Annotated in this window: 11 protein-coding genes; 3 read left to right on the top strand and 8 right to left on the bottom strand. The window is 68.6% G+C overall.

The window, feature by feature from the left end:
- The first annotated feature begins 113 nt into the window (after window positions 1–113).
- Window positions 114–1,247: an MFS transporter gene (locus NDI65_RS13960; protein WP_089781784.1), complete on the top strand. Its 1,134-nt coding sequence runs from the start codon at window positions 114–116 to the stop codon at window positions 1,245–1,247.
- A 130-nt stretch (window positions 1,248–1,377) separates the two neighbouring features.
- Here the strand turns inward: NDI65_RS13960 and NDI65_RS13955 are convergent, their stop codons facing one another.
- From NDI65_RS13955 to NDI65_RS13920, 8 genes are all read right to left on the bottom strand, one after another.
- Window positions 1,378–1,911 carry a 3-isopropylmalate dehydratase small subunit gene (locus NDI65_RS13955; protein ID WP_089781786.1) on the bottom strand — a complete coding sequence of 178 codons (534 nt, stop codon included), beginning with the start codon at window positions 1,909–1,911 and terminating at the stop codon, window positions 1,378–1,380.
- Window positions 1,908–3,221, bottom strand: a complete 1,314-nt coding sequence (locus NDI65_RS13950; protein ID WP_089781788.1) for a 3-isopropylmalate dehydratase large subunit — start codon at window positions 3,219–3,221, stop codon at window positions 1,908–1,910. The genes NDI65_RS13955 and NDI65_RS13950 overlap by 4 nt, the downstream gene beginning before the upstream one ends.
- Before the next feature lies 1 nt (window position 3,222).
- Complete coding sequence (locus NDI65_RS13945; protein WP_089781790.1) at window positions 3,223–4,182, bottom strand: hydroxymethylglutaryl-CoA lyase; 960 nt, start codon at window positions 4,180–4,182, stop codon at window positions 3,223–3,225.
- Window positions 4,179–5,384: a CoA transferase gene (locus NDI65_RS13940; RefSeq protein WP_004967838.1), complete on the bottom strand. Its 1,206-nt coding sequence runs from the start codon at window positions 5,382–5,384 to the stop codon at window positions 4,179–4,181. The genes NDI65_RS13945 and NDI65_RS13940 overlap by 4 nt, the downstream gene beginning before the upstream one ends.
- A gap of 142 nt (window positions 5,385–5,526) precedes the next feature.
- On the bottom strand, window positions 5,527–6,927 hold the full coding sequence (locus NDI65_RS13935) for an amidohydrolase family protein (protein ID WP_089781792.1): 1,401 nt from the start codon (window positions 6,925–6,927) through the stop codon (window positions 5,527–5,529).
- The gene (locus NDI65_RS13930) at window positions 6,924–7,583 is read right to left on the bottom strand and encodes an isochorismatase family protein (protein ID WP_089781794.1); all 660 of its coding nucleotides are present in this window, start codon (window positions 7,581–7,583) and stop codon (window positions 6,924–6,926) included. Before NDI65_RS13930 ends, NDI65_RS13935 begins: the two co-directional genes overlap by 4 nt.
- 66 nt (window positions 7,584–7,649) lie before the next feature.
- Window positions 7,650–8,627: an LLM class flavin-dependent oxidoreductase gene (locus NDI65_RS13925; protein WP_089781796.1), complete on the bottom strand. Its 978-nt coding sequence runs from the start codon at window positions 8,625–8,627 to the stop codon at window positions 7,650–7,652.
- Window positions 8,624–9,031, bottom strand: coding sequence for a nuclear transport factor 2 family protein (locus tag NDI65_RS13920; protein WP_089781798.1), 408 nt, complete (start codon window positions 9,029–9,031; stop codon window positions 8,624–8,626). The genes NDI65_RS13925 and NDI65_RS13920 overlap by 4 nt, the downstream gene beginning before the upstream one ends.
- Window positions 9,032–9,264: 233 nt before the next feature.
- On the opposite strand from NDI65_RS13920, the gene NDI65_RS13915 reads away from it, so the two are divergent.
- Together NDI65_RS13915 and NDI65_RS13910 are read left to right on the top strand one after the other, a co-directional pair.
- Window positions 9,265–10,698 (top strand): FAD-dependent oxidoreductase, encoded by a 1,434-nt coding sequence (locus NDI65_RS13915; RefSeq protein ID WP_310893758.1) that lies wholly within the window; start codon window positions 9,265–9,267, stop codon window positions 10,696–10,698.
- A gap of 180 nt (window positions 10,699–10,878) precedes the next feature.
- On the top strand, window positions 10,879–12,204 hold the full coding sequence (locus tag NDI65_RS13910) for an ABC transporter substrate-binding protein (protein WP_310893757.1): 1,326 nt from the start codon (window positions 10,879–10,881) through the stop codon (window positions 12,202–12,204).
- Window positions 12,205–12,220: the final 16 nt, after the last annotated feature.

The following is a 12,220-nucleotide window of genomic DNA, read 5'->3' as shown; positions in this document are numbered from 1 at the left end:
AACCGGAACCGACGTTCCGCAATCGTAACCCATTGGTAGCAGGTGGGTGAACGGAGGGTGTGAACCAACAGCCGACATCCGACGAGCGCTTGCTTGCGGGCTACCCGGGTCGGATGTTAGTCACCGTGTCGCTGGCGTGGGCGGTCCTTCAGACGGGGCGGTTCCTCCTGTCGCCGCTGTTGCCGACCATCATCGAGGAGTTACAGATAACGGAGGCGACCGCCGGCATCGCGCTGGCGCTGTTTCAGGGCGTCTACGCCGTCACCCAGTACCCCGGCGGCGAGTACTCCGACCGCTGGACGCGGACGACGCTCATCGTCCCCGGACTGGGCATCCTCGTCCTCGGTTTTGCCACGTTCGGCCTCGCGGGCGGTCTCGCGGGCTTCGTCGCCGCCGCGGTCGTCACGGGACTCGGGAAGGGGCTTTTCGCCATCCCCTCGCGGGCGCTCCTGTCGGACCTGTTCGTCGAACGCCGCGGCCGAGCGCTCGGAGTCTACGCCGCCGGCACCGACCTCGGCGGCCTCGTCTCCTCGGGGCTCGCCATCCTCGCGCTGACCTACGCGACGTGGCGGACGCCGTTCCTCCCGGTGGCCGTCGTCCTCGCGGGACTCACGGTGCTCTACGCGCTCTGGTCGCGAGACGGCTACGCCGTGGGGTCGCCCGAACTCCACGTCTCGGGGACGCTCAGACGCCTCTTCGCCAGCGCGGAACAGCGCCGGACGCTCCTCGCGTTCGGGCTGTTTTACTTCATGGTCGGCGGCTTCATCAACTTCTTTCCGACCTACCTCATCGAGGCGAAGGGCTTCGACCAGCAGTTGGCGAGCGCGACGTTCGCCATCGTCTTCGCCGTCGGCATCACCATCAAACCCGTCGCCGGCGGCCTGAGCGACCGGTTCCGCCGCGAGTCAATCGCCGTCGTCGGGATGCTCGTGGCCGCCGGCGCGCTCGCCGTCCTCTCGGCCGTGGCGGCGCGCCCGCTCATCTACGTCTCCGTCGTCGCGCTCGCGGCCGGCTACAAGACGGAGTTCCCCCTCGCGGACGCCATCATCATGGACAACGCGCCCGACGCCGACCGCGGGGCCGACCTCGGGGCCGCGCGGGCGCTGTTCCTCGGCGCGAACGCGGTCGGCCCGGCGTACGTCGGCATCGTCGCCACCTACGCGAGCTACGTCGCCGCGTTCGCGGGGCTCGCGGTCTGTCTCGTCGTCGCCGCCGGACTCCTCTACTGGGACGCGCGGAAGCGGTAACTGGTCGTTCGGAGCGTAAAATCGTGGAAAACAGCCGTCTGGGAATGGCGTTCGGGGGTGCCTCTGTTCGGTCGGCGTCGGCGGTCGGCGGTCGGTGCGGCGGAACGGATGACGTGAGTCGAGTGCCCGCTCAGCCGTCGAGTTTCGCCTTCGTGTAGGCTTTCAGTCCTCCCTGTTCGACGAGCGACTGGAGGAACTCGGGGAGCGCCTCCGCCTCGTACGTCTCGTCTCGCGTGTGGTTCGTCACGACGCCCGCGTCGAGGTCGACGTGAATCTCGTCGCCGTCCTCGATGGCGTCCGCGCCGGAGCAGATGAGCACCGGCAGGCCGAGGTTGATGGCGTTGCGGAAGAAGATGCGCGCGAACGACTGCGCGACGACCGCCGAGACGCCCGCGCCGACGAGCGACAGCGGCGAGTGCTCCCGCGACGACCCGCTCCCGAAGTTCTCGCCGGCGACGACGAAGTCGCCGGTCTCGACCGACGCCGAGAACTCGGGTCTGAGGTCCTCGAAGGCGTGGCTGGCGAGTTCGTCGGGGTCCGACGAGACGATAAAGCGCGACGGCGTTATCTGGTCGGTGTCGATGTTGTCGCCGAAGACCCACGCGCGACCGGGTTCGGCGGGGTCGGGGCGGCCGTCGCCGGAACCGCCGGCGGCTCCCGTCATGGCAGCACCTCCGCGAACACCGTGTCGTCGTAGCGGTTCGTCTCGACCTCGCGGGGGTCGGTGATTTCGCCGTACAGCGCGCTCGCGCCGACGGTCGCCGGACTCGACAGGTAGACCGACGACTCCATCGACCCCTCGCGGCCGGGGAAGTTCCGGTTCGCCGTGGCGAGACAGACGTCGCCGTCGCCGAGGACGCCCTGATGGTAGCCCGCGCAGGGGCCGCAGCCGGCGCTCTGGATGACCGCGCCGGCGTCGGTGAGCGTCTGGAAGACGCCCGTCCCGAGCATGTGCTGGTAGACGGACTTCGAGGCGGGGACGACGACCATCCGGACGTTCGGGGCGATGGTCTCGCCCGCGAGGATGTCCGCGACGATTTTGATGTCCTCGTACCGGCCGTTCGTGCAGGTGCCGACGAACAGCTGGTCGACCTCGGTGCCCGCGACCTCGGTCACGTCCACCGCGTTCTCGGGGTTCGACGGCTTCGAAACCTGCGGGGCGAGGGCGGCCGCGTCGTAGGTGTGGACCGCCTCGTAGTCGGCGTCGTCGTCGGAGACGAACGCGTCGCCGAGGTCGATTTCGTTCCCGGTCTGGCGTTCGAGGTACGACTCGGTCCGCTCGTCGGGCGCGACGAGGCCGGCCTTGCCGCCCATCTCGATGGCCATGTTCGAGAGGACGAGGCGCTCGTGAATCGGGAGCGACTCGACGGCGCTCCCGGCGTACTCGGCTGCCATGTAGGTACAGCCGTCGAAGCCCACGTCGCCGATAAAGCGGAGGATGAGGTCCTTCGCGTAGACGCCGTCTTGAAGCTCGCCGTCGACCTCGAAGCGGAGCGTCTTCGGGACGCGGAACCAGAGTTCGCCCGTCGCGAGCGCGGTTCCGAGGTCGGTCGAGCCGACGCCGGTCCCGAACGCGCCGATGCCGCCGTAGGTCGTCGAGTGGGAGTCCGCGCCGATGACGAGGTCGCCGGGGCCGACGAAGCCCTCCTCGACGAGGACGGCGTGGCAGATGCCGTCGCCCACGTCGAACTGGTGCGCGCCGTGTTTCGCCGCGAACTCGCGGACCGCGTTGTGGTTGTTCGCGGCCTGCACCCCGTCGGCGGGGGCGTGGTGGTCGATGGTGAAGACGGTCCGGTCGGGCGCGAACAGCTCGCCGTCGTCGCCCGTCACCTCGTCGAACGTCTGGAACGCGAGCGGGCCGGTGATGTCGTGGGCCATCGCCACGTCCACGTCGGCTTCGACGTAGTCGCCGGCGCGGGCGTCGGTTCCCGATTTCTCCGAGAGCAACTTCTCCGCGAGGGTCTTGCCGGACATGTCAGTTCTCCTCCCCGTCGGCGGCGACGGTGTCGAGGACGCCCTCGACGGTGCCGCCCGCGAGGACGTGGCTCGTCAGGCCGAGGCCCAGTCGGTCGGACACGTCGTGAGCGGCCGCCTCGATGCGGCCGAAGTCGACGCCGTGGCCGACGCCCATGCGTTCGAGCATCTGGACGAGGTCCTCGGTCGGCGTGTTGCCGACGCCGGACATGTCGCCCGGGAGGACGACGCCGCCGCCGAGGCCGCAGACCGAGGCGTCGAAGCGGTCGACGCCGACCGCCATCGCGGCCAGCGTGTTGGCGAGGCTCATCCCGTTCGTGTCGTGGAGGTGCAGGCCCATGTCGAGGCCGGGGTGCGCCTCGAACGCGGCGGTGAAGCGCTCCGTGATTTCGACCGGGTTCGCGAGGCCCATCGTCGTCGCCAGCGTCACCTCGTCGACGCCGGAGTCGACGACGCTGTCGACGACCGCGAGCGTCTCCGCCGGGTCGATTGCGCCCTCGTAGGGGCAGTAGAAGCTCGTGCCCATCCCGGCTTCGACCTCGATGCCGTGGTCGTGGGCGAGGTCGACGATGTCGTCCATCTCCGCGAGCACCTCCTCGCGGGTGCGGTTCTGGTTTTTCGCGGTGTACGTCTCGCTCACCGTGACGAGCGCGTTCACCTTGTCAACCTCGGCCTCGACGGCGCGCTCCATGCCCCGGAGGTTGGGGACGAGCGCCCGGTAGGTCACGCCGTCGCGGCGGGTGATTCGCGTCGCCACCTCGTCGGCGTCCCGCAGGGTCGGGACGGCCTTCGGGTGGGTGAAAGAGGAGAGTTCGATTTCGTCGACGCCGGTGTCCGAGAGGGCGTCGATTATCTCGACTTTCTCGTCGGTCGGGACGAACTCGTCGAGGCGCTGGAACCCGTCGCGGGGGAGCATCTCGACGACGTGGACGCGCTCGGGAAGCGAGTCGAGGAGGCTCATATCACGTCCTCCGCTTCGAGGTCCGAAAGCACCGACTCGTCGTAGCCGAGTCGGTCGCGGTAGACCGCGTCGTTGTGTTCACCGAGCGACGGACCGAGGTGGTCGACCCGCCCCGGCGTCTCCGAGAACTTCGGGAAGGCGTTCTGGACGACCGCCTCGCCGAGGTCGGGGTCGTCGACCGTCAGGAACGCCTCGCGCGCCGCGTAGTGCTCGTCGTTGAGGATGTCCTCGACGTTGTAGACGGGCGCGAGCGTCGCGTCGGCCGCCTCGAACGCGTCGAGAACCTCCTCGCGGCTGTGGTCGTCCATCCAGTCTTGGATGATGGCGTCGAGTTCGTCGACGTGTTCCAGTCGGTCCTCGTTGGTCTCGAACCGCGGGTCGTCTTTCAGGTCGGGGCGGTCGATGGCGTCGAACGTGCGCTCGGCGAGCGGTTGGGCGCTCGCGGAGATGGCGACCCAGCGGTCGTCGCCCGTCCGGTAGACGTTCCGCGGGGCCGACGAGGTCGAGCGGTTGCCCGACCGCGACTCGATTTCGCCGAGTTGGTCGTAGCGGAGCGGTTGCGGGCCGAGCAGGCCGAAGATGGGTTCGATGAGGCTCGTGTCGATGTACTGGCCGCCGCCGCCGTGGACGTCGCGGTGGTAGAGCGCGAACATCACCGCGAACGTCGAAAACAGCGCCGCGATGTTGTCGGCGAGGCCGGTCGGCGGGAGCAACGGAGGCGAGTCGGGGAAGCCGTTGAGGTAGGCGAAGCCGGACATCGCCTCCGCGAGCGTCCCGAAGCCGGGGCGCTCGGCGTACGGGCCGGTCTGACCGAAGCCGGACATCCGAAGCATCACGAGGTCGTCGTTGACCTCGGAGAGGCGCTCCCAGCCGACATTCCAGCGTTCGAGCGTGCCGGGCCGGAAGTTCTCGATGAGGAGGTCGGCCTCGCCCACGAGGTCCTCGAACACCGCCGCGCCCTCGTCGGTGGAGATGTTCAGGGTGATAGACTGCTTGTTCCGCGAGAGGTACTTGTGCCAGAGGCCGACGCCGTCTTTCTGTGGACCGAAGCGGCGGATGTGGTCGCCGAACGCCGGGTGTTCGATTTTGATGACCGTCGCCCCGAAGTCGGCCAGGAAGCGGCCGACGGTCGGGCCGGATATCATCGACCCGGCTTCGAGGACGACGAGGCCGTCGAGTGGTCCGTTCGTGTCGTTCGTCATGTCGTGTGTGTCTTCTCGTTCTGTGTCGCGTGTGGTGGTCGTGTGGTGGTGCGTGTGCGCGTCCGCGTGCCCGTCGGGACGTGTGCCCGGTTCCGCGTGGCCGGTCAGTCCGCGTTCGTGGCTCGGGTCGGTCGCCGCCGGCTCACACCGGGCGGTCGATGTGGGTTCCGTGCCCTTTCGTGCCGACGATTTCGCCGTCGTCGTAGGCGAGTTCGCCCTTCACGACGGTCTGAGTCGGCCAGCCGGTGACCTCTCGGCCCTCGTAGGGGGAGTAGCCGCTGACGCTGTGTAACAGTTCCGGCGTGACCGTCTTCGTCTCGTCGAGGTCGACGACGGCGAGGTCGGCGTCGCTTCCGACCCGGACTGTCCCCTTCTTGGGGTAGAGATTGAACGCCTTCGCCGCGTTGGTGCTCGTCACCTCGACGGCGCGCTCCAGCGAGATGCGGCCCTCGTTGACGCCCTCCGAGAGGATGAGCGGGAGCATCACGGGCGTCGAGGGGAAGCCGAGCAGGCTGTCGCGGATGCCCTCGCCGAACTTGTTCTCCGCGAGGTTGGCGCAGTGGTCGGTCCCGATAGTCGAGATGGTGCCGTCGGCGAGGCGCTCCCAGAGCGTCTCTTGGTCGGCTTTCGACCGAACTGGGGGGTTGACTTTCATGCGCTCGTCGCACTCCTCGGTTGTGAGCGCGAGGTAGTGGATACACGTCTCGCCCCACGCCCGGTAGCCCGCGTCGTGGAGCGCGGCGAGTTCGTCTGCGGTCCCCCCGGCGGAGATGTGGACCGCGTAGAAGCGGTCGTCGTAGCCGTGGACCTTGGCGAGCGCGGCCCCGGCGACCATGCTCTGGGTCTCGGCGTAGCCGGGGAACTCCTCGACCATCACCTCGTAGCCCTCGTCGGCGTCGGCGTCGGTGTCGTCGGACTCCGAGGTGACGTAGACGTTGCCGCCGGCGAGCGCGTTCGTGATTTCGACGTTCTCGGAGTGGTAGCCGAGCGTCGTCGGCACGTCCTGTTCGGCGAGTTTCCGGACGAACGCATCGCCGAAGTCGTCGTGCATATCGCAGTCGACGCCGAACTTCTCGCGGGCGGCGTCCTTGTAGTTCATGTACCACTTGAACGTCGTGATGCCGAACTCGTCGATGATAGTCGGAATCTCCTCTATGTGCTCCATCGAGAGCAGGCCCAGCGAGAAGAAGTAATCGTGGTAGTAGTTCGGCTCCGCCTCGTCGAAGTAGCCCGGCATGATGTCCTCGTAGGCCCCGGCCCGGCGGAAGTAGTTCCCGATGGTGGTCACGCCGCCGACGAGGTCGGACTTGGACTCGGACTCGGCGTCCGCCTCCAGCCCGCGGTAGATGCCGTGGTGGGTGTGCGGGTCGATTGCGCCCGGGAGCACGTGCTTGCCCGTCGCGTCGATTTCCGTCTCGCCGGAGAGCGTGCCGGGGGCGGCGACGGCGGAGATGGTCTCGCCGTCGGCCGCGACGTCGGCTTCGAAGGTGCCGTGTTCGGGCGTGACGACGGTGCCGTTCGAGATGACGAGGTCGTGAGTCATAGCGTCTCGACCCACTCCTTGACCGCCTCGGTCTCCAGCACCTCGGCGTACTTCATCCACAGGTCGAGGAGGCCGATTTTGTGGGACGCCTCGATGCGGTCGAAGATGCACTCCTGCGGCAGGACGACGCTGAAGCCGTTCTGCTTGGCGTCGACCGCGGTGGCTCGGACGCACCCGCTCGTGGAGTTGCCGACGATGACGACCGAGTCGTGGCCCCCGCGGACGAGCCGCGAGAGCAGGTCGGTCCCGTAGAACGCCGACGCGTAGGACTTGTCGACGACGGTGTCGCCCGCCTCGGGCGCGACCGGGTCGACGATGTCGAGGTCGGGGTGGTCGGGGTCGTCGTAGCTCGACGGGACGACCCGCGTGTACGTCACCGGAAGCCCCTGTTCTCGCGCGAAGTCGAGGAACGGGTCGATGTGTTCGATGGCGTCCCACGCGACGTCGCCCATCGCGGTGCGGTACTCCTCGATGGCGTCGAGGATGGGAACGTTCTCGCCGACGATGAGCCGCTGCATGTCGATGACGAGAACCATCGGGTTCTCGCCCATGCCGCGGGACTCCCACGACGAGGCGCCCTCCCTGTCGTAACCAGCCTTCGTGATGACCTGTTTATCCTGTTCGGATAGCAGGTCCTCCCAGATACGGTCTGTCATGACTCGCTTCGCCTGAGATGCGGTGGCATCCAGCATAAAAGTACGGCACGGTCCGCCGGCGTCATGTTACGGGGCGAACACCTCCAGCGTTCGGGCGACCCACTCGCGGTCGACGCCGGCGGGCGCGCGGACGACCGGGAGGTCGACGCCCATCTCCCGGAGTTCGCCGAGCCGTCCCCGCACGTCGTCGGGCGCGCCGACCAGGGCCACGAGGTCGAGGAAGTCGGCCGAGAGTTCGCGCGCTCCGGCCTCGGTCGTCGGCGCGGCCCGGACCGCCTCGACCTCGCCGGCGAAGCCGGCCTGCTCGGCCGCGCGGTCGTAGTAGCCCGGCACGTCCCGCAGGTAGTAGGCGACGTGTTCGGCCGCCGCCCGCCGCGCCTCGTCGGGGTCGTCGTGGACGGCCGTGAGGACGTACATCGCCACGTCCACGTCGCTTCGGTCGCGCCCGCTTCGGGCGGTGCCGGTGTCGAGCCACCCCAGCGCCTCCTCGAACTGCGGGCGCGGATACAGGTTCGGAAGCCAGCCGTCGGCGACCTGCCCGGTCAGCCGGACGTTCGCGGGGCCGAGCGCGCCGTTGTAGATTGGTATCTCCTCGCGGACGGGTTCGAAGGCGTCCCAGAAGCTCGTGCGCTCGGGCGAGAAGAACTCCCCGTCGAACGAGTCGGCGTCGCCCCGGAGGTAGCGCCGCACGAGGTCGACGTACTCGTGGAGCCGCGACAGCGGGCGGTCGAAGGGGACGCCGTGGAACGCCTCGACGACGCCGGGGTGGGCGACGCCGAGGCCGAGAATCGCGCGCCCGTCGGAGTGGTCGTCGAGGGTCGCCGCGGCCGCCGCGAGCGCCGCCGGCGTCCGCGAGAACACGTTGACGATACCGGTCGCGAGGCCGATTTCGTCGGTGTGGACGGCCCAGCGTTCGAGCTTTCCGAAGGCGGTCTTGCCCTGTCCCTCGGCGGCCCACGCCGACTCGTAGCCGAGTTCCTCGGCGCGGACGACGAGCGAGGGGTCGTCGCGGAGCGCGAACAGGACACCGGTTCGCTCGCTCATTCCTCCGCCGGAACCGCGGGCGCATCGTCGGCCGGGACCGGGACGACGCCGTCGACGGCGAGGTCGTTCCAGATGTCGAGGCGCTCGATGAGCCCCCGGCGGACGACGTAGATATCGACGTAGCGAACGTCCGAGAACTCCGCGCCGTCGTTGTCGACGCCGTAGAGCGACCCGACGCTCACGACGGTGTCGCCCGCCTCCATCCAGCGGTCGAACTCCTTTGCCGCCCACTCGTACCGCGGTTCGAGGTGCGCGAGGAAGTCGTAGGCCGCGGTCGGTCCCTCGAAGGTCGCCCCCGGCAGGGAGATGACGGCGTCCTCGGCGAACAGGTCGCCGACGGTGTTCCTGCGGTCGTCTTCCATGCGGTCGAAGAACTCCTCGACGATATCTCGTGGCGAGTCCATGCGGTATGGGTGTTCTCGACACACATAGTTTTTCACTCCGTCGTTCCCGACAATCTGTCGTTCCTGAACGTTCGAGTCGGCGCGACGGCGGACGCGGCCGCAGGAGCGACGGGGGGATTGTTCTCACGTGCGCCCACGAAACCGACGGACACGGCGACGACGCGAGAGGGCCGCGGCGACGCCGACGCCGCCGGAGGCGGTAGTTTTACGATAGAGTCTACCTAGCAGAGTGCATGGACGAACTAGCCCGGCGGACGCCGAGCGACGGCGTCGCCGAAGTCGTCTCGGTCGACGACATCGAGTGGGACATCGACACGGACGTGCTCGTCGCGGGCGGCGGCGGCACCGGCCTCGTCGCCGCGCTCGCGGCCAGCGAGAACCCCGACGTTCGCGTGACGGTGCTGGAGAAAGCGCCCGAGTGCGGCGGCAACACGTCGCTTTCGACCGGGATGGTCCCCGCGGCGGGGACGCGCCTCCAGCGCGAGGCCGGCATCGAGGAGACGCCCGCGGACATGGCGCGCGACATCCTGGAGAAAAACGACTACGAGGCCGACGAGGAGCGCGTCCGGTACCTCTGCGAGGAGAGCGCGAACCTCATCCACTGGCTCGTCGACGACTGGGACGTCACGCTCCACATCGTGGACGACTTCAAGTACCCCAAACACTCCGAGTACCGGATGCACGCGCCGGAGGGTCGAAACGGCGAGAACCTCGTCGCCGAACTGGTCGAGCGCGTCGAGTCGACGCCGAACATCGAACTCCTGACGAACGCGCCCGTGAAGAGGCTCGTCGCCGACGACGGCGCGGTCCGGGGCGTCGTCGCCGGCCTCGGCCACGACGAGGCCATCGAGGCCGAGCGGGTCATCCTCGCCACCGACGGCTTCGCCGGCAACCGCGGGATGGTCACCGACTACTGCGAGGAAGACGTCGAGCGGGCGCTGTACTTCGGCGCTGACGGCAACACCGGCGACGGCGTCCGCTTCGGCGCGGAACTCGGCGGCGAACTCGCCTGCATGGACGCCTATCAGGGCCACGCGACGGTGGCGAGTCAGACGGGCGTACTCTCGACCTACGCGGTCACGATGAACGGGGGCATCCTCGTGAATCGGGACGGCGAGCGGTTCGGCGACGAGTCCGCCGGCTACAGCGAGTTCGCCATCTCGGTGCTGAAACAGCCCGGCGAACAGGCGATTCAGCTGTTCGACGAGCGCATCTTCGAGAAGCTCCGCGGGCAGTTCGAGGACTTCGACGAGGCCATCGAGCGGGGGACCTACCACACCGCCGACTCGGTCGCGGCCCTCGCGGAGCGACTCGGTGCAGACGGCGAGCGCGCCGCGGAGACGGTCACCGACTACAACGAGGCGGCCGCGGCGGGCGAGCCGGACGAAGTCGGTCGGGTCGACGGCGCGACCCCGCTGGAAGCGCCCTTCTACGGGACCAAGGTCACCGGCGCGCTCTTCCACACGCAGGGCGGCCTCGTCGTCGACGAACACGGGCGCGTCCTCCGGACCGACGGAAGCACCGTCGAGAACCTCTACGCCGGCGGCGGCACCGCCTGCGGCATCAGCGGCCACGGCGCGGGCGGCTACCTCTCCGGCAACGGGCTGACGACCGCGCTCGGCTACGGCCGCCTCGCCGGTATCCACGCCCGCGAATCGCTCGACTGACGCCGCGTCGAGGGCACCGACCCGAGTTTTGCGTTCCGAGTTCTGAGACGGCCCGAAGTTCACGTTTCCGGGGTCGGACTGCCGTCCGGAACTGATTCGTCACCGGAACATCCACAGAACGTGACAACACGAGTACGATAGCATTTATTACAGTAGGCACCAACCTCGATACCGATTGCCATGGGTAAGACTCTCAAGTCTTCGACGAGCAACAGGCGGCGCTTCCTCAAAGCAACGGGCGCGAGCGTCGCGGCACTGACACTGGCCGGCTGTGCGAGCGACGACGCCGGAAACGGCGGCGACTCGGGTGGGTCGGGCGACTCCGGCGGTGACTCGGGCGGGTCCGGCGGCGAGACGGGCACCACGACGGGGACGCCCGAGCAGTCCGTCGACGAGGTCATCATCGGTTCGAACCACCCGCTTTCGGGCAGTCTCGCCGCGACGGGCGTCGGGATGAGCAACGCCATCAAACTCGCCGCGATGCGGAAAAACGAGGAGGGCGGCATCGAGTCGCTCGGCGGCGCTGAAGTGACCGTCATCGAGGGCGACAACCAGGGCGCACAGGAGCTCGGCGGACAGGTCAGCGAGGAGCTGCTGAGCGAGGGCGCGCACGTGCTCACCGGCTGTTACTCCTCGCCGGTGACGACGGCGGCGACGCAGGTCGCGGAGCGACAGGGCGTCCCCTTCGTCATCTCCATCGCGGCGGCGGACAACATCCTGCAGGGCCGCGACTTCAACTACGTCTACCGGCCCCAGCCCCCGGCGCGCCGGCTGGCGAGCGACTACGCGGACCTCGTGCCATCGGTCATCCGCGACGGCGGCGGCACCATCGACACGGCGGGGCTGTTCTACATCAACAACAGCTACGGGCAGGCGATTCGCGACAGCCTCCGGGAGTTCCTCCCCGAGCAGAACGTCGAAATCGTCGAGGAGACGGCCATCGAGTTCGGCGCGTCGAACGCCAACACGCAGGTGTCGCGGCTCCGGAGCGCCGACCCCGACACCATCATCGCCACGACGTACGTCGCCGGCGGCGTCCTGCTCGCACAGGCGTTGCAGGACCAGGACTACCGGCCGCCGTACCTGACCGCGTCCGCGTCCGCGACGTTCACCGACGACGACGCCGTCAGCGACATCGGCGAGTTCGCAAACGGCGTGCTGGACAACAACTACGCGCTGAACCCGACGGTCGACAAGACCGCCGAGGTGCGCTCGCAGTTCCTCGACAACTACGACCAGGAGTTCTCCGCGTCGGTCGGGATGTCCTACACCGCGGCGGAGGTCGTCATCCAGGCGGTCGAGGAGGCCGGCAGCGTCGACCCCGACGACATCAACGAGGCGCTCAAGGGCCTCAGCTACGAGGACCACATCTCGGCGATGGGCGCTATCGAGTTCGACGACCAGGGTGAGAACGTCAACGCGCTCGGCCCGGTGAACCAGGTCCAGGACCTCTCGGTCAGAGTCGTCTACCCCGAGGAGTACGCGGAGGCCGAACCGCAGGTCTAACCGCTACCCGCGCGCG

It is taken from the genome of Haloferax sp. S2CR25, from assembly GCF_031624535.1.
Taxonomy (GTDB): Archaea; Halobacteriota; Halobacteria; order Halobacteriales; family Haloferacaceae; genus Haloferax; species Haloferax massiliensis.
The sequence above is the reverse complement of the archived record's forward strand: the minus strand, read 5'-3'. Positions and strand labels throughout refer to the sequence as shown.